Below are 21,155 nucleotides of genomic sequence, written 5' to 3'. Positions count from 1 at the left end.
TGACAGCCAATAAATTAATACTTTTTAAAGTTTTAAAAACATGTTAAAACCGTGTTAAAATTTGTTAAAAAGTGTTAAAATCGATGTTTTTCGAACGTTTTTGAGCCTGTTTTGCCCCTTTTTTGAGCAGAAAAGTGTTAAAATTCAAGGTTTAAAAAGTTTTTTTGGATGGATAGGCCCAGAAATTGTTAAGATCTTATGTCTTGATTCTCATCTCTTGATTCTACCTCCCGCCCCTACATCACCTCTCATGCCTGGTTTTGATGTACGCGGTTTATAAAAATCATTTAGTTTTATGGCTTCAATTCAAAACCATATTTTAAACCATGATCAGCCGTACAGGTCCCCGGAAAATTGCAGCACTGGCCATTGCTATATGTGCCGTATGTTTTAGTTTGTATAGCGCCAAAGCACAGGGCGCCAAGCCAAAATTTAAGGTACTAGCCTTTTATACAGGACGTAACGATAAGGCGCATATCAGCTTTATGCACGAAGCCAACCGGTGGTTTCCGGCCATGGCCAAGAAGTATAATTTCGCCTACGATTCTACCAACAACTGGAGTAATATGAATCCTGAATTTCTGGCCAAATACCAGGTGGTGATATTTTTAGATACCCGGGCAGATGATCCAGCGCAAAGGGCTGCCTTTGAGCAATATATGAAAAAGGGCGGGGGCTGGATGGGCTTCCACTTCGCGGCTTTTGCGCTTACGCCTTCAGATTATCCTCAAAATTGGGACTGGTATCATAATGAGTTCCTGGGATCGGGACAGTATAAAAGTAATACCTGGCACCCTACATCGGCTATTTTGCGGGTGGAGGATCGTAAACACCCGGTTACCAAAGGTTTGCCGGTTACCTTCAAAGCATCGCCCAATGAGTGGTACCGCTGGGAAAAAGACTTGCGTACCAACCCGGATATCAAAATATTGCTGTCTATAGATTCTACCAGTTTTCCGCTGGGTACGGGGCCAAAACCCTATGAAATATGGCATAGCGGCTACTACCCGGTGGTTTGGACAAACAAAAACTACCGCATGGTTTACTTTAACATGGGGCACAATGCCATTGACTATGATGGCGGCACCAACAAGGAGCAATCGCAAACATTTGATAACGATATCCAGAACAAGCTGATCCTGAATACCCTGCTATGGCTGGGGAGTGGTAAAAAGTAAAGATCTTTAATTCTTCTTAATGGTGTCATTTTTTTAGAAAGTCGCTCTGTACAGGGTGGCTTTTTGCATCCGGTTTATACCTTTGGAGATACCAATCTGCACCTATGAAGAAAATAAAAGAAATTTTTACCCGGGTAAAAGAATTACAACACGCTGATCATGAAGATATAACGGATCAGCTTTGGCAACTCATTTGCTATTCACCGAAATTTCCGTTAAGGTTACAACAGCAGCAATTATTGGATGAAGCAACGCCGTTTACATTGGAGGTGGACGACCCACATTTTAGTCATTCGGTATTAAAATTTAATGGTTTTATATGGGGCAATGGTAGTCGTAAGGTGTTGATCACCCATGGCTGGAGCTCAAAAGGCGCTGATTTTATCGACCTGATCACCGCACTCAGAACCGTTGAAAACCTGCAGATAATCGCTTTTGATGCGCCGGGTAATGGCAGTTCGGAAGGGGAGTTATCAAACCTGCTGCTTTTTGCCAAAGCAACTGAGGCTGTGATCAAAACTTATGGCGCGCCGGATGTGATGATCGGGCATTCCTTAGGGGTAGTGGCCAATACTATCGCTATTCAGCAGACAGGCATCAAACCTTCGTTACTGATCAACATAACGCCTATGGTGAACTTAAAGGAAAACTTTATAACCACCATGAATAGCGCCGATGTGCCAAAGGCCGCGCAGGATAAGTTTTTTGAGAGTTTTAATAAAATATTTGATGTGCCTACATCTTATTTTAACCTTGCCGATATATACCAGGAAGGGGTGGCCGTAAAACACTGGCTTGCTTACGATAAGGATGATAAAATGACGCCTTTTGCTTATATGCAGGAGCTTTTAAACAGGCACCCGGTTATCACATCAAAAGAATATCCGGATGCAACCCATGAAAGGATCATTAAGGATCCGAGGCTGATAGAAGATATTTTGGAGTTGGTGAGGAAGCAATAGAACAGTAGGGCCTGTCAGTCTGAGCCTGTCGAAGACTCGTGCGGAGAGGCCTTTGCCCGCCATGCTTCGACGGCGCTCAGCATGACATCCATATCTATTTAGAGCGGGCTCACTTCACTCTGCACCCCCGAATAATATTTCAGTTCAATGAGGTCATGCGGCAGTGGTTTGGTGTTCCAGGCCTGGTGAATGGCCAATGCCGTACCTACCGCGGTGGCTTGTGCCATGGATGCCGCATATACTTCCAGGTGCGGGAAAGCGAAGGCCAGCAGGTGCATAAATACGGTGTTTTTACTGAATCCGCCATCTACAAAGATCCGTTGCACTTTGGAGCCCTGCAATACATACCCGGTTGATATGGCTTGCTGCTGTACAATATCCATCATCAATTGATGATAAGCTTCGGTATCCGTTTTAAAGTCATGCAGGTCGCGCTGTTCAAAAACTGATTTTTGCAGCTCGCCTTCCTGAGGTTTGTTCTGTATCGCTGTTTGAGTTTGTAACTGGGCAACAATAGCCGGTTCGAAAGGCATGATGCGATATTTGATCGCATCATGGTTAAAGTGGGTAGCGATGCGCTTTACCTGCTCCTCATAATCGTAACCACTAAATAAACGCGACGCTTTAACCGGGCTGCCCTTGTATTGCAGATAGTTAAGACAATCATGTTTCAGTTCATCTTCGGTAAGCGGTGTTTGATTAAAAGGGTTCAGACTGATAGACCATGTGCCTGTTGATATGAGCACAAAGGGCATATTAAAGCTCACCAAATAGGGGATAAGCGCTGCCGAACTATCATGCAGCCCAATACCCACGCTATAAGTACTCCCCGGAAATATCGCCGGAAGTACCGCGTCAGCAGGTTGAAGCGGCGCCATTTTGGGCAGGATGCTCTCCTGATCAACCCAGTGGTGATAGTTGTTTTTGCTGAAATCCCAAAGGGCAGTATGGCAGCCAATGCTGGTGAGGTCGGCTACCATCTGGCCGCTGAGCAGGTAGCTCATATATTGTGGCAAGTGCAGGGCATATTTTATCTTTTTAAATACCTCTGGTTGCTGGTATTTAAGCCGGTAAAGCTGTAGGCCTGAGTTCAGGTTGCCTAAAACAGGTGAGGCGGTTTCACGAGCAAACCGGGCTTCATCGCCGTAGGTTTCATAAAATTGCCTGCCTAGTTCGGGCGGATATGGTTTAAGGTAATTATACAAGGGTGTGAGCGGATTACCGCTGTCATCAACGTATACAAAACTGGCCCCGTAGGTGGAGAAGTTAACCGCTTTGAGGTCAAACTCTTTATGCTTGAAGATCTCGCGTAGCGAATCAAATACCGATAACCGCAGACTGTCCAGGTTTTCGCAGGCGTCGCCATCCTCGTCGTGGGTTTCGGTAAAGCGGGCCGTTCTTTCAAAAACTATTTTATAGTTCTCGTCAAAAAGGAACAACTTTTTATTGGTTTTACCCACATCAAAAACAGCTATAACGGGTATCGGTGCCATATTATAAACCTGTTGATACTGCTAATGCGCCGCGTTCGCTGATCAGTTGTTTGCGTACCGCCTGTTGACGGTATACCTCCAATGGTTGCAGTGCTCCACCTGCTCTTAAACGTGATTCGGCCAACAGCGGACGTACATCGGTGCGGTAGGCATGCTGTAAAATTTCCTGGGCCAGTACCACATCATTTTGCTGTTGAGCCTGTTTCAATGCCTGCTGATCAACCAACAATGCCTGGGTATAGGCTATTTTGATGGCTTCTACAGATTGTAACAGGTCCTCCACCGGGTCTTTGATATTGTGCGACGCGTCGATCATCCAGCCAATGCCGGTGGCATGGTTCATGCCCCGGGCGTCCATACCTTCAACCAGCTCATTAAATATCAGGAACAATTGGTATGGGTTAATACTGCCCACGGTAAGGTCGTCATCACCGTATTTGGAATCATTGAAATGGAATCCGGCCAGCTTGCCTTCCATAAGCAGCAGGGATACAATTTGCTCAATATTGGCGCCTTGTAGATGGTGACCGAGATCAACCAGTGTTTGTGCTTTGTTACCCAGTTTAGAGGCCAGCAGGTACGATTGTCCCCAATCGCCAATAGTGGTGGAATAAAAGTTAGGCTCGTAGGGCTTGTATTCTATCCAGATCTTCCAATCGGTAGGTAGGGCTTCGTAGATTTCCTGGAGGCTTTCCAATGTACGTTCAAACGCGCCGCGCATATTGAGCTGCCCCGGGAAGTTTGATCCGTCGGATAACCAAAGCGATAAGGCTTTAGAATTTAGCTCAACACCGTAATTGATCACCTCGATATTATGTTCAATAGCCTGCTTGCGCACGGCTTTATCTACATGGTGCAAGGATCCGTATTTATAGCTATGTTGCTGCGATGGCTGATCCTGGAAGGTATTGGAATTTACTGCGTCAAAATGTAAACCAAGTTGGGCAGCCAGCGCTTTTATGGAAGCTGCATTGTCGGGAATATCCCAGGGGATATGCAGGGATATGGAGTTGCTGCTTTTGTTTAAAGCATGTATCAAACCAACGTCTTCTATTTTTTCTTCCAGGCAGCGCGGCTCGCCGCCACCCGAGAAACGACCAAAACGGGTTCCTCCGGTACCTAATGCCCAACTGGGTATAGCTACCTGGAAATCGCTCAGTTTTTTGAGGATAGTACCTAATTCTTTTATATCGGCAGCCACAAAATCAAATTGGCGCTGGTGAGCGGCTTGTTGTTTGTGGTTGGCTTCTTCAATAATGCTCTTCTCTAATTGCATGATTATTGGTTTATAATATGTATTACTAAAACCATGTCATTGCGAGGAGGAACGACGAAGCAATCGCGAACTGAGCAGATTTGCCCTGTATAGTTCGCGATTGCCACGCTTCGCTCGCAATGACATGGCTGGTTTTATCTTTTGTCATTTATCTCCAAATCCTTGCTCCAAAAATTACCTCACAAAAGCCATCGCCACGCCGCCATCCACATTCAGCACATTCCCGGTTGATTTGCTGAGCAGCCCGCCGGTAAAGGCAAAGCAGGCATCGGCAATATCAGCGGGGAGAATGATCTGGTTTAGCAGGGTACGTTTAGCATAGTAGGCCGGTAACTCTTCAACCGTAATACCATAAGCTTTAGCGCGACCTTCGGCCCATCCGCCGGCCCAAATATTACTGTCGCTGATCACCGCATCCGGGTTCACTACATTTACGCGAATCCCGTCGGCACCCAGTTCAGCAGCATTCAGCCTGCTCAGGTGCAACTGTGCCGCCTTCGCCGAGCCATAACCCGCGTTATTAGGCCCGCTTACCAGGGCATTCTTGCTGACTATATTGATAACGTCACCGCCAATATCTTGTTTTTTCATCACGGCTACAGCGGCCTGGGTAATAAAAAACTGACCCTTTACCAGTACGTCATACAATAGGTCCCAATCCTTTTCGGTATGGTCGGCAATGGATTTGGATATGGATAAGCCTGCGTTGTTCACCACAATATCCACCCCGCCAAAAGCTAAGGCTGCGGTTTCTAAAGCGGCATTAATCTGCCCGGCATTGGTAACATCGAGCACTGCTGTAGTGTAGGAATCCTTGCCATATTGTTTTTTAAACTCTTCGCCGGCGCTGTTCAGGCGCTCGGTGTTCATATCATTCAAGATCACTACGGCGCCTTCGTCCACAAATTTTTTGGCGATGGCTTTACCTATACCGCCCGCGCTGCCTGTGATCAGGGCTATTTTACCGGATAGTGCCTTTGGTTTCGGCATCCGCTGTAGTTTGGCTTCTTCCAGTAACCAGTATTCGATATCAAAAGCTTCCTGGCGTGGTAAGGAGGTGTATTCAGAAATGGCCTCAGCGCCCTTCATTACGTTGATGGCGTTGGTATAAAACTCGGCTGCTACACGTGCGGTCTGCTTGTCTTTAGAGAACGAGAATAGACCAATACCCGGGTACAGGATGATCACCGGGTTGGTATCCCTGATAGCCGGGCTATTATCATGTTTGCAGGTATTGTAATAGTCGGTATACATCTGGCGATAAGCAGCAAATGCCGGTGCAAGACGTTCCTGTAAGGTTTTTACATCGCTCAGATCCTCATTAGGTTGCAGATCCAAAACCAGCGGACTGATCTTGGTACGCAAAAAGTGATCGGGACAGCTGGTTCCCAAAGGAGCTAAGCGGTCAAGATCATTGGAGTTGATAAATTCCAGTACACGTGCATCATCCGTAAAATGACCGATCATGTGCCTTTCGCTGGAGCAAAAACCGCGCAGGATAGGGGCAATGGCAGCAGCCTGTTTTTTACGGTCGACTTCATCCAAACTCTGTATTTTTTGCCCGCCAAACACAGGACCCTTTTTGCCATAGTTTTCTTCCAGGTATTCGGCACAGCGCTCAATAACTTCCAATGTGTTGATGTAGCTTTCATAAGCGGTATCGCCCCAGGTAAATAAGCCGTGCGAACCCAGCATAATACCACGGATACCTGGATTTTCATCCAGGCATTGTTTGAGCTGCAAACCAAGCTCAAAGCCTGGTTTTTTCCATTCCACCCAGCCAATGGTACCGTTAAACAGTTCCTGGGTTATTTTTTTACCATCCTTGGCTGCGGCAATAGCAATGGCTGCGTCCGGGTGCAGGTGGTCGATATGTTTAAAGGGCAAAAAGCCATGCAGCGGGGTATCAATTGATGGCGCTTTGGAGGCCAGGTCGTATATGCAATGGTTAAAAAGCTCTACCATTTCATCCTCATAGGCTACACCACGATAAACGTTTTTGAGGCTACGCAGACGGTCGACGTACAATGCTGCCAGTCCGCTTTTTTTGAGGGTGCCGATGTCGCCACCAGAGCCTTTTATCCACATCACCTCTACCTCAGTGCCGGTGAGCGGGTCTTTTGACATGACCTTGCATGAAGTATTGCCCCCGCCGTAATTGGTGAGGCGCAGATCGGCTCCTAACAGGTTCGAACGGTATATTAACAGGGCAACTTCATCCCCCTCCAACCTGGCGGCTTCGGCATCATCCCACAAATAGCTTACGTGTTTGAATGGTGTTGTTCTGACAGACATATATTTTTAATTATTGAATTATTGAGTTGGTGAATTAGTGATTTGAATTACTGAATGTTTTTATGATTTTTTTACTTGAGTGAATTACCATAGCCTACTACCAGTACCGATAGTATTATGACCGCTATACCGGTTATTACGGTGGCGAAAGCTTTTTTACTTACGCCTTTCCATTCTTTTAATATCAGTCCCCACATGTTGGCTATCAGGATAATGAAGGCCATGTGCAGGATCCAGGAGCTGGCGCCGTTGCCCATTTTGCTTTCGCCCATGCCGTAAAAAAAGAACTGCAAAAACCAGGTAGTCCCTGCCAGCGCCGCGAATAGATAGTTTTTAAGCAGTGGTGTTTTTTGATCGGTATAATTGCCAAAAGTTTTGTTGCGGGCATTTAATACCATACACCATATAAAGTTGGTAGTTAAGCCTCCCCAGAGTATAATAATATAGGTAACGTTATTTTGAAACAGGAAATTACCCTGGGCCGGATGTGCAGCCTGCCAGAGTTGATTGGCGGTATCGGCCATGCTTTTACCTGCCTCTATACCAAAATTAAAGCAGGCACTTAGTACGCCGGATACAATAGCCACCACTATACCCAGACCAAAGCGATAATCTTTATTTTCCTGTGCTATAGCCCCATTGGCAGATAGTTCTTTTTCTTTGATCATACCCGCTTTACCACATATTACAATGCCCGCTACACATAATAAAACGCCTAATAGCACCATTTGCCCCCAGGAAGAGTGCAGCATCATGCTAAAAGTGTCCTTGCCGGCTTTTGGAAAAATATCATAATAGATCGACGGAATCAGGGCGCCAAAAACGGAACAAAGACCCAATATAATAGTACTGCCTAATGATACGCCGAGATATCGTACCCCTAAACCATAAGTGAGGCCCCCGATGCCCCAGAGCAAGCCCATGAGGTACGTCCAACCGATAACAGAGCCTTCGGTATGGCCGATAATATCTGCAAAACCCGGAATGGTTAGCCATGCAGCCAGCGGCGGTACGATGAACCAGGAGAAAATACCGCCCACTATCCAGTAGCTTTCCCAAGCCCAGCCCTTAATTTTTTTATAAGGGATGTAAAAGCTCCCCGAGGCAAAGCCACCGATAAAATGGAAGAAAACTCCAAAGATTATTTGCATATACTAACAGGTTTATATTGGTACAGCTAATTTAGGGAATAATTGGGCTGGAACTGTCATGGACTGTCATGGATAACCTCATCCAACCCTCTCCTTTGGAGAGGGCTTTACAAGTATGCTGGATGTGGATAGTTAAAAAAACGACTCACCCCGCCCGCGCTCTGCCGGGCGATCTTCTCTTTGCCTACGGCAGAAAGAGGTAAACACCATCCCATAAAAAATACGTCATTGCGAGGTACGAAGCAATCTCTATGCTATACAGAGCAAATAACTATGTCATCAACCTGAATGGTTGACCCGCCTATGTAGAGATTATTAATGCTGTGTTTATTTTAACCGAATTAATGAGCTCCCTTTGGTCTGTTGTCTTCGTACCTCGCAATGACGCGTGGATGGATTTTTCTTTTCTCTAGTTACGCTTGTTTGTAACGAGCACAAGGATATGGAGGCCATTTTGTTAAAAATTATGGTTTACACTGTAAACCGTTTTTTTATAGAAAAATAAAATTAATTTATTGATTATCAATTAATTAAATAAGTGTAAACCATAAAAAGTGTAAACCATGTAAACCCAATTATAGCATTTTGGACTTCCCAATATTTGTTGATTACAAATCAACGCAAATAGGAACGTGTTTGTCTTTTATCCTTTCGTCCCTTGTCTTTTTATCCTAAATTAGGCACTCATATGCAATCATACATTTTAGGTATAGATATAGGGACAGGCAGCACCAAAGCGGTAGCTGTTGCTTTAACCGGGAAAGCTTTGGGCGTGGTACAAAACCATTATCCCATTAACAGCCCCGAGCCGGGCTACAGTGAGCAGGACCCATTATTGATCTGGGATGCCTTTGTAAAATGCGTGCGTGATATTACCGTAAAAATAGGTTATGCACCTGCTGCGATAAGTTTTAGCAGTGCTATGCATAGTATTATCCCGGTTGATGAAATGGGAGCACCGTTATCGCCCATGATCACCTGGGCCGACTCACGAAGCGAAAATATTGCACAGGAACTGAGGGCTTCTGCGCAGGGTGCTGAAATATATCGTATTACCGGTACGCCGATACATGCCATGTCGCCATTATGTAAGCTCATCTGGCTGCGTACCAATAAACCGGAGTTGTTTATACAGGCAACTCAATTTATATCGATCAAGGAGTTTATATGGTTTAAATTGTTTGGGAGTTTTGAGATTGATTATTCCATTGCCTCGGCTACGGGTTTGTTTGATATATTAAAATTGGACTGGAGTGCTGAAGCCTGTGCGCTGGCAGGTATCAGGGCCGATAAATTGTCAACTCCCAGGAACACCACCTATTATCGCAATAACCTGAACCCGGATACAGCTGCTTTGCTGAATATCTCCCCACAGACCAGTTTTGTTATTGGCGCGAGCGATGGATGTTGTGCCAACTTGGGTAGTCATACCACCGGACCGGGAATCGCGGCGCTTACTATTGGTACCAGTGGAGCGGTACGCATCGCCAGTCCCAAGCCGGTATACAATTTTGAAGGGATGACCTTCAATTATTTGCTTAACCAGGATACTTTTGTGTGTGGCGGCGCGGTAAATAATGGAGGTATAGCCATTAACTGGCTGCTGCAAAACTTTCTGCAAAAAGAAAAACTAACTTCGGCAGATTACGATGAGTTGTTTGCTTCGATAGATACCATCCCGGCAGCAAGCGAGGGATTGATCTTTTTGCCTTATTTATACGGTGAACGTGCGCCGCTTTGGGATACTAAAACCAGTGGCGCGTTTTTAAATATAAAGCCAGCCCACACCCAGGCCCATTTTTTAAGGGCAGCGTTGGAAGGCGTTTGTTTTGCCTTGTATGATGTCTTGAAAACGGTGGAGGATGCCTCGGTAAATATTACCCAGGTGAACATTAGCGGGGGCTTTGTAAGTTCGGCTACATGGACGCAGATCCTGGCCGATATTACTGGCAAAAAGTTGGTCGTATTACAGCCCGAAGATGCATCGGCAGTGGGGGCTATTTACCTGGCTATGCAGGTGCTGCACCCCGAAAGTTATGATCAGCTTACACATGTAGATAATCAAATAGTTATTGAACCCAATGCTCAAAACCATGAGCGGTACAGCAAATTATTTCCAACATTTAAAAAGCTGTACCGTGATCTCATGGATTCTATGCACCGACTGCATGAATTAGATATTTAGATAGGGTATTTAATTGTTAAAAGGATCAGCGAAGGCTTTTCCGGCTAAAAGATCCAGAAATTCGGCATCGGTGATCAGGCAACTGTTTAGCTCCTGCATTAATTTTTCCTTATTCATGTGCTCACCTATAAAAACCAGTTCGTTATGACGGTCGCCAAATTCTTTCGACCAGTTTTTTTCGATCAGTTCGCGGTTCTCTACAAAATCATGAAATTTGATGCGTTTTTGATAAGGCATGCTGGCCCACCAAACGCCGGCGTTCTCCAAGCGTGACGAACCACCGGCCTGCGAAAAGTTTAAGGCATCATCCGGAGCAGAAGCTATCCAGAACAAACCTTTGGAGCGGATAATATTTTGCGGAAAATCATGGTGCAGATAATGATAAAACCTTTCGGGATGAAATGGTTTTTTCGACCGGAAAACGGTGGAGCTGATACCATATTCTTCGGTTTCGGGCGTATGTTCGCCGTTTAGTTCCTTTATCCACCCGGCGGATTGGGATGCTTTATCAAAATCAAATAAGCCGGTGTTCAGGATCTCGGCTGGATCGATCCGTCCAAATTGGGTATGCAATATTTTAGCGCCAGGATTTAATTTGGTGATCACTGCCTCCAATACATTTACCTCTTTGGGTGAAACCAAATCGGTTTTGTTGAGCAGGATCACATCGGCAAATTCAATCTGGTCAGTAAGCAGGTTAACTATGGTACGGCGATCGTTTGGATCATCCACAAGATCGCGGTTTATCAATAACTCAGAGCTGCCAAAATCCTTATAAAAATTAAAGCAATCCACCACGGTAACCATGGTGTCCAGTACCGAAAATCGACTCAGATCGATACCCGCTTCTTCATCCGCAAAATTAAACGTTTGGGCAATGGGGATTGGTTCAGAAATACCTGTACTTTCAATCAGCAAATAATCAAACCTGCCTTCTTTTGCCAGTTTTTCTACCTCAATCATCAGGTCCTCACGCAAGGTACAACAGATACATCCATTGCTCATTTCTACCAGCTTTTCTTCGGTACGGGATAACGTTTTTTGATTCGCCACCAGTTGGGCATCAATGTTTACCTCGCTCATGTCATTAACTATAACTGCTACCTTTAAGTTCTGCTTGTTATGTAGTATGTGGTTGAGTAGGGTTGTTTTGCCGCTGCCTAAAAAACCGCTGAGCACGGTTACCGGTAATTTCTTTTCCATCGCTTATTATTTAAGGCAAATATAATCGATTTCTTATTAAATGCAATTATGTTGCATTTAATAAATGAAACATAAAATTTCTATAAAGAATGTTAACTTCTAATGATTACAGGTCAAAAGCCCGGGCAAAACGGTAGCAACAATAAACTATTACCGGAGCGGCCAATACATCCAGTGTGTAATGAATGTGTTGTACAAGGAGTAAAGACATTACTATTAAGGCAGCAATAAAGGCGATAATCTTATCCCGTTTTTTATCAAGATGAAGATAGATAAGCACCATCGTTGAAGTGTGCCCGGAAAAGAAGAGATCTTTAGTGATGGCAGCATGTCCATAAAAATAACTGGTGAGCGGATCAACCAGGGGAACCAGGCCCGGCGGAGGATCGAGCTTTACCAAAGTGAGCGATAGGAAACGGGCAATACAAACAAATATCATCGTCCAGATGTAGGTAGTGCAAACGGCCGGTTTATAAAAAGCCCTTACGGCCATCAGGATCCCCATGCCCCATATCAAGGCAAAAATAGGTATGGAAACATCATAAGCAGGTAAATGGGTAAGCACCCAATCATTAAGTACTGCACCATTCCGGCTTTCAATTCCCCTGAAAAAGCCAGGCATAATATTGATAATAGCTGTTATGAGGATACTGCCAATGAGTAATTTTACACGTTTTAAACTGGTATCATAAGCGGTTGACCAGTTTTGTTTTAATTTATAGAGAGCGGTATTGGGCACGGTTTATATACAGATAATGTGTTCAAAAATAAATGATTGACGTTAATATTAAGCAGTTGTTACTAAATAGTTAAAATAAATCTTGTAAAAATATGAAATTAAACTGATGCAATGATGTTGCGTTTTGTTTTATATTTGCACATGAGTATTCCAAAAAACGCATCCCGGCTTGATCATATCGGAATAACAGCATCAACTTTGTGTGCTATACATTGCGCTATAGTGCCGGTGTTGTTTACCAGTTTGCCATTATTAGGTTTGGGTTTTTTGGCCAGTGTTTGGATAGAATGGGGGATGATCCTGCTGGCATTAGCCATCGGAACGTATTCTATAGGTTTGTCTTATCTGCGCATACACAAACGGTTGCTGCCTTTATGCTTACTGATACTGGGCTTTGCAATTATTTTGCTGGGGCATGTTTTTGTAAGTGGCTGGCCCGAAGTAATTATAGTACCAACCGGCGGCTTGCTGATTGCGGCAGCGCATTTTGTAAACTATAAATACACAGGAAGCTGCAGATATTTAATAAAAGAGAATGATCAAATGCCGGTATACTGAATGATAGGCAACAATCTTAAACTTTTACCAATTAGCCAAACCTTATTTTAAACCATTAGTTATTCTTGCTAAATTTGCAGGCTTATATTATACCCTAATTAAATGGCACAAACCCGCAATAATTTTCATTTTGAAGATTTGCTGAACAAGCATCATTTAAAAAAAACTGCGCCAAGGCTCAGGGTTTTATCGATGATGTCATCAAGGAGTGCAGCCACTTCCCAGCCAGATCTGGAAAGTGTAATGAGCGACATTGACCGTGTTACGCTTTATCGCATCCTGAACGCCTTTGAAGAAAAGGGTATTATCCATAAGGTATTTGATTTAAATGGCACAGCTAATTATGCCCTATGTACCTCCAATTGCGATGAGGGCCATCATCACGACGAACATTTACATTTTAATTGTACCAACTGTAAAAACGTTTATTGTCTTGACGACCTGCATCTGCCAACAATAACCCTTCCACCTGGATTTGAACCCAGTGGTTTTACTTTGTATGCTACAGGCTTATGCCCAAAATGCAGTAAAAAAGCGGCTAAAAAATGATCTTAGATAAAAAGCTTTTCTACATTATCGTAAACTGCGGACTGTTATTTTTATTTCTTAGTCTTTGTTCGTTTACCCCCGGTAGGGATACCATTCCGGCTACTTCTACTTTTAAGTTTAAAACCATTATTATTGATGCCGGTCACGGTGGTAAAGATCCCGGTGCCCGTGGATCATACTCTAACGAAAAAACGGTAACATTGGCCATTGCCCAAAGATTAAAGGCAGCTATTGATTCGCAGATCATCAGCGTTAAAACCATCATGACGCGTACCGACGATACCTTTATTCCGCTTAATCAACGATCGGCTATTGCCAACCAAAGTCATGGTAACCTGTTTATCTCTATACACTGTAATTCATCGCCCGAGGGTAACGCGGCCGTAGCACATAAACGTAAAGGGGTATTATTGCTGGTTTATGGTTTCCACCGCTTAAAGGAGCAGGAAGAAGCTGTACGCGAAAACTCCTCTATATTTATTGAAAAAGATTACAAGCAAAATTATGAGAGTTATGACGAAAGCGATCCCTCTAACCTCATTATCCTGAATGCTTATATCCAAAAATATCGTAAGCAAAGCATCCTTTTTGGCGATTTGCTGAATACCGAGTTTGTAGACACCAATGGCCGCGAAAGTAATGGAGTAAAGGAGCAAGGGGTGTTGGTACTGGCCCACAGCGCCATGCCGGCCGTACTCATCGAAACAGGTTTTATCAATAATCCGGAGGAGGAAGATTACCTGAACTCGCCTGAGGGGCAAAACGAGATCGTTCAGTCTATCATTAAGGCGATTAATAACTATCGCAAAGCGATCGGGGCGCTGTAATCTGAAAATGATTTAAGCGGAAAAAAGAACACACCCCTGCCATTACACATCCTGCCGCGCCCCCTCTAAAGAGGGGAATTTTAACAGCAGATTTTCACCATAAACAGCTATATTCGGCTTTAACAACTCCATGCCGATGATCAATACCTGCACCGTCGTTTTAAAACATATCCGTTATACTTTATACTTTTGTTTATTGATGAATGTGGTAAATGCCCAGGTTAAAGAACAGGGAATTATACCGCAGCCATTTAAAGTGCAAAAAAGTAAAGAGGTATTCAATTTTGACCTGTCGACCAGTATATGGCTTGGCCCAGGTATCAGTATTGATAACCTGGACTTCTTTGAGCAGTATTTCAATTCTATCGCGGGGTATAGTTTACCGCCAGGCAAAAAATTAACTTATCAATCCTTTTTATTAAATATTGATTCTGCTAAAGTTACACAGCCAGAGGGTTATCGATTGTCAGTAACTGCAAAACAGATCAGCATTATTGGGCATGATGAGGCCGGCGTATTTTATGGTTTACAATCACTGATACAATTACTGCATAAATCAAATGGAAAAGTAATTGTGCAGGGTTGTACTATCGAAGATCATCCGCGGTTTGCCTACCGGGGAATGCATTTGGATGTGAGTCGCCATTTTTTCAAAGTGGATGCAATTAAAAAATGGATCGATCTGCTGGCCTTATACAAGATCAATACTTTTCACTGGCACCTGACCGACGACCAGGGCTGGCGTATCGAGATCAAAAAATATCCGCTGCTGCAAAGTATTTCCGCTTATCGTGATGAAACCATTATTGGTCATAAAAAGGATAGTCCGCATCGCTTTGATGGCAAACGTTACGGCGGCTATTATACACAAGAGGAAGTTAAAGCTGTTGTGAAATATGCTATGGAAAGGCATATCAGCATCATTCCCGAAATAGAAATGCCGGGTCATGCGTTAGCCGCATTGGCAGCCTATCCCGAATTGGGATGTACCGGAGGGCCATACAAAGCAGCCACCTATTGGGGGATCTTTGACGATGTATATTGTGCCGGTAACGAGCAAACCTTTACCTTTTTACAAAATGTACTGGATGAAGTTTTACCGCTTTTCCCATCTAAATATATCCATATCGGCGGGGATGAATGTCCTAAAACCAAATGGAAAACCTGCCCGAAATGTCAGCAGCGTATTAAAGATGAGCATTTGAAGGATGAGCACGAATTGCAGAGCTATTTCATCGGTCGGATGGAAAAATACCTCAACAGCAAAGGTCGCCAGATCATTGGCTGGGACGAGATACTGGAGGGTGGACTTGCCCCAGGTGCCACTGTAATGAGCTGGACAGGTGAGGAGGGTGGCATTGCCGCGGCAAAACTTCACCACAACGCCATCATGACACCCGAAAAATACGTTTACCTGGATTATTACCAATCCCTATATCCTAGCGAACCGTTGGCAGGCGGCGGGTATACACCATTAAGTAAAGTTTATAATTATGAACCCATAACCAAAGAATTGAGTGGCGATGAGGCTAAATATATTAAAGGTGTGCAAGCCAACGCCTGGAGCGAATACCTGGCCAGCACCGCGCAAGCTGAGCATCAGATATTCCCGCGGATACTGGCTTTGGCCGAAATTGGATGGACAGACAAAGGGAATAAAAGCTACCCCAATTTTTTGAGGCGACTACGCTATGAACAACCACTCCTTAAACAACTAAACATTAACGCGGCTAACACCTTTGACGAAATTACTGATAGTGTAAACGAGTCGGCAGATCAGCAGGTACAGTTGGCTTTAAACAGTACACTACCCGGTAGTCATATCTATTATACAACCGATGGAACTGAGCCCGGGTTAAAAAGTAAAAAGTATTATAAGCCGTTTCTGATCAGCACATCAGGTAAAGTAAAGGCAGCAGTATTTAGCGGAGTAAAGCGGTACGGGCACATTTATGAAAAAGATTTTTACCTCCATAAAGCCATTGGTAAAACAGTAACTCTCGCCAATCAGCCACAAGGCGGATATAACCCGGGCAATACATTCGGCTTGGTGAACGGAGTTTTTGGCAGCAAACTGTATAACGACGGGCAATGGTATGGTTTCAACGGTGATGATCTCGAAGCTGTGGTTGATCTGGGAAAAGTTCAGTCCGTATCACAGCTGGGTATTAATATTTTAAAATATCATTGGCAAAAAATGTGGGAACCTACACTGCTCACCTTTGAAACATCGGCTGATGGTAAAAACTATACCGAGGTTTATCGCCAAACTACCTTTAACAATAATGGGATCAACACGGTAAGGGCGAGTATAAAACCTGCGCAAGCCAGGTACATCCGTGTAAAAGGAACCAACAAAGGCATCATTCCACCCGGCGAATACATTGCCGGAGCTAAGGCATGGTTGATGGTGGATGAGTTGGTCGTGAATTAGGTCGTCTGAATCAGAATTTACAGAATTTGAGGATTTTCAGAATTGACATTAAAAATTTTATTAATTCTAAAATTCTGTAAATTCTGATTCAGACAGCCATCCATATTTTTTTTCCTAATTTTATACCAAACACTAATGCGTGCGTTATGTTGAAATAATATAATGTTTAATATGAAGTTATTTTACACAGAAAGCACCGCGAGGACAATTACTCCATGAGCAAAGTATTTACAATAACCGAGGGTTTGGAGAATATGGGCGCTTTACGAACGGGCGGCCAGGGCTCAGTTTACAAAGGCAGGCGCTACGGCCCCATCATTACCGCGGTAAAGTTATTACCTACCCCTATCCATACCGAAAGCACCGACGATAAGAATTTTCGTAATTTTCAAAATGAGGTTGAAAAATTAAAAAAGGTAAACGAAGAACCTAACCCTAATGTAGTTAAGATATTAAACTCAGGTATTACAGAAAGTGGTTCGTTCCCATTTATCGAAATGGAATTTATTGATGGCCCCGACCTGGAGGACCTATTGAAACCGCCGCACGAGCCCATCTTCACGATTAAAGAGATCATTAAACTGGCTGATCAGCTGGCGAATGCTTTGTCGCATTGTCATAAGGTCTCTGTAAAACATGGCGATATCAAGAGCAATAACGTAAAATTCAATATCCATACCGGTAATTATGTACTGTTGGATTTTGGTCTTTCTGCCATGTCTGATGATCAGCGCCGTACCAGTATCCGTCATGCCGGGGCTATAGAATTTATGGCGCCGGAACAAAACGAAGGTCTGATGTATTTTCAGACCGATGTGTATAGCTATGGCGTTATCCTGTATGAGTTGATAGCAGGGCAGGTACCGTTCCCGCTGCGCGACAACGGCGAAACTGCACGCAATGCCGTCATGCTGGCCCACATGGAATCTCTTGTGCCCGATGTGATGGAGCTACGCAAAAACAATCTGCCAGAAAGCTGGGCCGATAAGAAAAAAGAGCACGAAATGCTGGTACCAGCCTGGCTGTTGCAAATAGTGGCCAAATGCCTTAAAAAGGATCCGGATGACCGCTTTGTAGATGGTATTGAGTTACAGGAAACCCTGATGCACAGTAGCATATCCGCGGTAAGTAATAACCAGGTGGATGATACCTGGAACTCATCGGTATTACTTAAAGAGAACGAGCGTTTGCAAGGTCTGCTCTTATATTACCAGGAAGCCGAAAATAATAAGCCTGTTCAAGCGGTGATCACGGAAGGTGCTGATATACCTGTAGATAACGGAAAGCAAGTGCGCATGTCAAAGCCAATTTTTATATTTTTTATGCTCATGCTTTGCGGTTTTACTGTGTTTTCGGCAGTGGTGTTAAGCAAGTATGGCGACAGGATATATCACGGTGTTTATAACCGGCTTTTTAAGCCGAAAAAGCCGGTGGATTCTGCCAGGAACGTTATCCTCCCTCAGCAAAAAAAGGAACCCGAGAAACAACAGGATACAAGCCCGGTTAATGATGAATCGGGTATACCACCAGAGGTTGATTCGCAAACCGACTCTATACTCAAGGGTATGAAATATAAAAAAACAAATACACAGGAACCTCAGTTTTATCGCGACAGCGCCAAAACCAAGGATACCTCCAATTTGAACTTTTAGCTTTGAATAGATCAAGGATTAAGGGAGTAAAAATCAAGGATTTATAATTTAGGTTTTAGAGTTTAGTATTTAGAACTTAGAGTTTAGAATTTATTATTTAGAATTTAATAAAGAATGGAACCAAAATCTACATTCTGGCAAAAAATAGGGCTGCAGGATTGGTTTTTGCCAAACGGGAAACCAGCCAATGCCGCGGCCGCAAGTATAAAAGCGCTTACTCCAGATGATGTTTATTTATACATCATCGAAAAATTTAAAGAATCGATCGGTCAGCTTTCATTTGCTGATCGGGTGGTGTTTTACCACGAGTTCATCATCAGTTTTAACGAGGAAGACTACCAGGAATTTATCAATAATCGCTCCGGTCTTTTTGGTATCATTGTTAATGAATCGGTAAAAAAATTCTACGAGTTGCTGCGCGAATATCAGGAAGTAGGTAAAAAAGTTGAACCTTCCAGCTCCAAATGGGTGTTCCGGCTGGTTTCACATCCTGATTATGCCAAAGGTGATAAGGGCTTTATCGGCAAGCTGTTGCCGGGTAGCGATAAAAAAGAAGAAAACTTGCGGGTAACTTTTATCCCTCGTCATACAGGTGTGGCTCAGACTCTCGATATCAGCAACGATATCCTGAAGGGCTTTACTTATTACAGCGAAGGTTATTATGAACTGCCATATGCTTATGATCTGAACCATAAAGAAAAAGAAATTGACCGGCCAGGCGATAAGATTCTGGCCCGCCTGGATACCATTATGCCAGATAAACAGTTTGTGGGCCGTAAAGTGGAGTTCCTGGTAATGGATGATGATATTGTGGTATCAGGCAACGAGGAAACCCGGGAAGAGCGTGCCGTATTCAAAGTGCCCAGCGATTGGGTGAATACCCCGCATCTACGCATCCGTCTTAATAAAGCCGATGGTAAATTTTACCTGGCATCTTTTGGTGAGCGTACGCTGATCAATGAGCAGGAGGTTGTACGCAGCGATGTAAACGCGCCGCAATGGGTGGATCTGCCCTTCAACTCCAAAATATTACTCAACGGCATCATTGGCATCAACATATTTAAACCCGAAGCATAATGTCACAAATATTATCATTCGGGCTGTTGGCAATAGGCGTTTTATTATTAATGGCCCATTTTATCGACATCAAAAATTCCAGTAAAAACCATGACAAATAATTTTTTCGGAATAACAGATATTGGCCGGCAGCGGGATAATAATGAGGATACCTTTATTGCCCAAAAATCCGGTGACGGCAATTTTATTATTGCCTGTGTAATTGACGGCGTAGGTGGTTATGTAGGTGGTGAAGTGGCTGCCGATATAGCGCGCGACTGTATCCTTGAGCAGCTCTCTTATATTGCCGGTGATGTAGTGCCGCTGCTGGTAAATAGTATAATTATAGCCAACCAAAAAATATACGATAAAAAAAAGACAGACAAGCAACTGGAAAACATGGCCTGTGTGCTTACGCTGGCCGTGATCGACATTCAAAATAATCAGTTTTATTATGCACACGTAGGTGATACCCGCTTGTATCTACTGCGCGATTATACCCTTATCAAGATATCTAAGGATCATTCTTTTGTAGGCTTCCTGGAAGATTCTGGACGGTTAACCGAAGAGGCAGCCATGGATCATCCTAAACGCAACGAGATCAATAAGGCACTTGGTTTTAACCCCGGAATATCCAAAGATCCGGATTTTGTAGAGACTGGTCATTCTCCATTTCTTCCCGGCGATACCCTGCTGGTTTGCAGCGATGGTTTGACCGACCTGGTCGACAAAAACCTCATTACCGGTATACTGACCGATAATAATCCTATAGAAGAAAAAGGCAAAAAATTAATAGACGCGGCCAATAGCAAAGGTGGAAAAGATAATGTAACGGTGGTGTTGGTTCACAATGATAAAGCCCCTCGGCAGCATAGCGCTACCCGTCCGGCAGCACCAGCAGCCAAAGTTACGGACGAGATCGTTGATCCGCTGGCGCAACCCAAATTACCAGATGGCCCCGAAACTATACCGGTAAGGCAAAAGAGTACAAGAGGCAGTATGATTGTGCTGTTTATATTGCTGGCCCTGGCATTGGCGGGTTTTTTATGGCAGTTTTGGCTTAACTATCAGTTGAAGCAAACTCCTGTAAAGGTGCATGTAACTCCCGTGAAAATAAAAAATGCCCAGGAAACCAAATTGCAGGATACCATCAACAAGCTAAAAGGAAAAACGCTAATCTTATCTGCTGCTGATTATCCGCAGCCTATTGTTTTAACCGATAGCCTGCATATTGATGGTGACAGCCTGTATATTAAAGCAAAAGGAAACATCCTGTTTAAGCGCGACTCATTATACCACGGACCTGCACTTACATTAGCGGCTACCTGCAAATTCATCGTGCTGGACAGCGTAGCTTTTGAAGGTTTTAAAGTAGCTATTACTACGCATAATGATGCCCTGGTATTAAAGCATGTGGTATTTAATGATTGCCTGGTGCCGGTGCAAACATCGTATAGTTTTCCGGCTAACAAACAAGTGTCGGGCAGGTTATTTGGCGGCATCTTCAAAATTGATACCTTACCAGGAGCTAAGATGCAAGAATCAGGAATCAAGAAAAAATAATGATGTGATGAGATATTTCCCTAATTCCAAAATA

General features: G+C 43.8%; 16 protein-coding genes. 10 read left to right on the top strand and 6 right to left on the bottom strand.

The features are described 5' to 3' along the window. Positions 1–326 precede the first annotated feature (326 nt). On the top strand, positions 327–1,178 hold the full coding sequence (locus BLR84_RS07655; protein WP_090466596.1) for a ThuA domain-containing protein: 852 nt from the start codon (positions 327–329) through the stop codon (positions 1,176–1,178). Between the two features lie 104 nt (positions 1,179–1,282). After that, the gene (locus BLR84_RS07650; RefSeq protein ID WP_090466594.1) at positions 1,283–2,140 is read left to right on the top strand and encodes an alpha/beta fold hydrolase; all 858 of its coding nucleotides are present in this window, start codon (positions 1,283–1,285) and stop codon (positions 2,138–2,140) included. A gap of 98 nt (positions 2,141–2,238) precedes the next feature. Here BLR84_RS07650 and BLR84_RS07645 read toward each other — a convergent pair whose 3' ends face one another. The 4 genes from BLR84_RS07645 to rhaT form a co-directional block, all read right to left on the bottom strand. Then, positions 2,239–3,633: an FGGY-family carbohydrate kinase gene (locus BLR84_RS07645; protein WP_090466592.1), complete on the bottom strand. Its 1,395-nt coding sequence runs from the start codon at positions 3,631–3,633 to the stop codon at positions 2,239–2,241. Position 3,634: 1 nt separating this feature from the next. Then, entirely contained in the window at positions 3,635–4,909 is a 1,275-nt protein-coding gene (locus tag BLR84_RS07640; RefSeq protein ID WP_090466590.1) for a sugar isomerase, read from the bottom strand. A gap of 174 nt (positions 4,910–5,083) precedes the next feature. After that, a complete protein-coding gene (locus BLR84_RS07635; protein WP_090466588.1) occupies positions 5,084–7,204 on the bottom strand; it encodes a bifunctional aldolase/short-chain dehydrogenase in 2,121 nt (706 codons plus the stop codon). A 71-nt stretch (positions 7,205–7,275) separates the two neighbouring features. After that, positions 7,276–8,355 (bottom strand): L-rhamnose/proton symporter RhaT, encoded by a 1,080-nt coding sequence (gene rhaT / locus BLR84_RS07630; RefSeq protein WP_090466586.1) that lies wholly within the window; start codon positions 8,353–8,355, stop codon positions 7,276–7,278. Positions 8,356–9,043: 688 nt separating this feature from the next. On the opposite strand from rhaT, the gene BLR84_RS07625 reads away from it, so the two are divergent. Next, complete coding sequence (locus BLR84_RS07625) at positions 9,044–10,540, top strand: gluconokinase (protein ID WP_090466584.1); 1,497 nt, start codon at positions 9,044–9,046, stop codon at positions 10,538–10,540. Positions 10,541–10,549: 9 nt separating this feature from the next. Here BLR84_RS07625 and BLR84_RS07620 read toward each other — a convergent pair whose 3' ends face one another. Both BLR84_RS07620 and BLR84_RS07615 read right to left on the bottom strand, forming a co-directional pair. Further along, a complete protein-coding gene (locus tag BLR84_RS07620) occupies positions 10,550–11,743 on the bottom strand; it encodes a GTP-binding protein (protein ID WP_090466582.1) in 1,194 nt (397 codons plus the stop codon). A gap of 106 nt (positions 11,744–11,849) precedes the next feature. Further along, positions 11,850–12,482, bottom strand: coding sequence for a phosphatase PAP2-related protein (locus BLR84_RS07615; RefSeq protein ID WP_090466580.1), 633 nt, complete (start codon positions 12,480–12,482; stop codon positions 11,850–11,852). Between the two features lie 141 nt (positions 12,483–12,623). Here BLR84_RS07615 and BLR84_RS07610 point away from each other — a divergent pair, with 141 nt between their 5' ends. From BLR84_RS07610 to BLR84_RS07580, 7 genes are all read left to right on the top strand, one after another. Next, positions 12,624–13,040, top strand: a complete 417-nt coding sequence (locus tag BLR84_RS07610; RefSeq protein WP_090466578.1) for a MerC domain-containing protein — start codon at positions 12,624–12,626, stop codon at positions 13,038–13,040. Positions 13,041–13,142: 102 nt separating this feature from the next. After that, entirely contained in the window at positions 13,143–13,589 is a 447-nt protein-coding gene (locus tag BLR84_RS07605) for a Fur family transcriptional regulator (RefSeq protein ID WP_090466576.1), read from the top strand. After that, entirely contained in the window at positions 13,586–14,416 is an 831-nt protein-coding gene (locus BLR84_RS07600; RefSeq protein WP_090466574.1) for an N-acetylmuramoyl-L-alanine amidase family protein, read from the top strand. The genes BLR84_RS07605 and BLR84_RS07600 overlap by 4 nt, the downstream gene beginning before the upstream one ends. Before the next feature lie 136 nt (positions 14,417–14,552). Next, positions 14,553–16,850 (top strand): glycoside hydrolase family 20 protein, encoded by a 2,298-nt coding sequence (locus BLR84_RS07595; RefSeq protein WP_255366877.1) that lies wholly within the window; start codon positions 14,553–14,555, stop codon positions 16,848–16,850. Between the two features lie 215 nt (positions 16,851–17,065). After that, entirely contained in the window at positions 17,066–18,502 is a 1,437-nt protein-coding gene (locus BLR84_RS07590; RefSeq protein ID WP_090466572.1) for a serine/threonine protein kinase, read from the top strand. 114 nt (positions 18,503–18,616) lie between these two features. Next, on the top strand, positions 18,617–19,579 hold the full coding sequence (locus tag BLR84_RS07585) for a hypothetical protein (protein ID WP_090466570.1): 963 nt from the start codon (positions 18,617–18,619) through the stop codon (positions 19,577–19,579). A 90-nt stretch (positions 19,580–19,669) separates the two neighbouring features. Next, the gene (locus BLR84_RS07580; RefSeq protein ID WP_090466569.1) at positions 19,670–21,121 is read left to right on the top strand and encodes a PP2C family protein-serine/threonine phosphatase; all 1,452 of its coding nucleotides are present in this window, start codon (positions 19,670–19,672) and stop codon (positions 21,119–21,121) included. The last annotated feature ends 34 nt before the right edge of the window (positions 21,122–21,155 follow it).

Origin of the sequence: Mucilaginibacter sp. OK268 (assembly GCF_900103125.1) — a bacterium.
GTDB lineage: Bacteria > Bacteroidota > Bacteroidia > Sphingobacteriales > Sphingobacteriaceae > Mucilaginibacter.
Note: the sequence above shows the minus strand (reverse complement) of the source record. Positions and strands in the feature narration are given on the sequence as shown.

Excerpts from the sequence above, each read along its gene's own strand:
- BLR84_RS07655 (WP_090466596.1), top strand. The coding sequence starts at position 327 with ATGATCAGCCGTACAGGTCCCCGGAAAATTGCAGCACTGGCCATTGCT.
- BLR84_RS07650 (WP_090466594.1), top strand. The coding sequence starts at position 1,283 with ATGAAGAAAATAAAAGAAATTTTTACCCGGGTAAAAGAATTACAACAC.
- BLR84_RS07645 (WP_090466592.1), bottom strand. The coding sequence starts at position 3,633 with ATGGCACCGATACCCGTTATAGCTGTTTTTGATGTGGGTAAAACCAAT.
- BLR84_RS07640 (WP_090466590.1), bottom strand. The coding sequence starts at position 4,909 with ATGCAATTAGAGAAGAGCATTATTGAAGAAGCCAACCACAAACAACAA.
- BLR84_RS07635 (WP_090466588.1), bottom strand. The coding sequence starts at position 7,204 with ATGTCTGTCAGAACAACACCATTCAAACACGTAAGCTATTTGTGGGAT.
- rhaT (WP_090466586.1), bottom strand. The coding sequence starts at position 8,355 with ATGCAAATAATCTTTGGAGTTTTCTTCCATTTTATCGGTGGCTTTGCC.
- BLR84_RS07625 (WP_090466584.1), top strand. The coding sequence starts at position 9,044 with ATGCAATCATACATTTTAGGTATAGATATAGGGACAGGCAGCACCAAA.
- BLR84_RS07620 (WP_090466582.1), bottom strand. The coding sequence starts at position 11,743 with ATGGAAAAGAAATTACCGGTAACCGTGCTCAGCGGTTTTTTAGGCAGC.
- BLR84_RS07610 (WP_090466578.1), top strand. The coding sequence starts at position 12,624 with ATGAGTATTCCAAAAAACGCATCCCGGCTTGATCATATCGGAATAACA.
- BLR84_RS07605 (WP_090466576.1), top strand. The coding sequence starts at position 13,143 with ATGGCACAAACCCGCAATAATTTTCATTTTGAAGATTTGCTGAACAAG.
- BLR84_RS07600 (WP_090466574.1), top strand. The coding sequence starts at position 13,586 with ATGATCTTAGATAAAAAGCTTTTCTACATTATCGTAAACTGCGGACTG.
- BLR84_RS07595 (WP_255366877.1), top strand. The coding sequence starts at position 14,553 with ATGATCAATACCTGCACCGTCGTTTTAAAACATATCCGTTATACTTTA.
- BLR84_RS07590 (WP_090466572.1), top strand. The coding sequence starts at position 17,066 with ATGAGCAAAGTATTTACAATAACCGAGGGTTTGGAGAATATGGGCGCT.
- BLR84_RS07585 (WP_090466570.1), top strand. The coding sequence starts at position 18,617 with ATGGAACCAAAATCTACATTCTGGCAAAAAATAGGGCTGCAGGATTGG.
- BLR84_RS07580 (WP_090466569.1), top strand. The coding sequence starts at position 19,670 with ATGACAAATAATTTTTTCGGAATAACAGATATTGGCCGGCAGCGGGAT.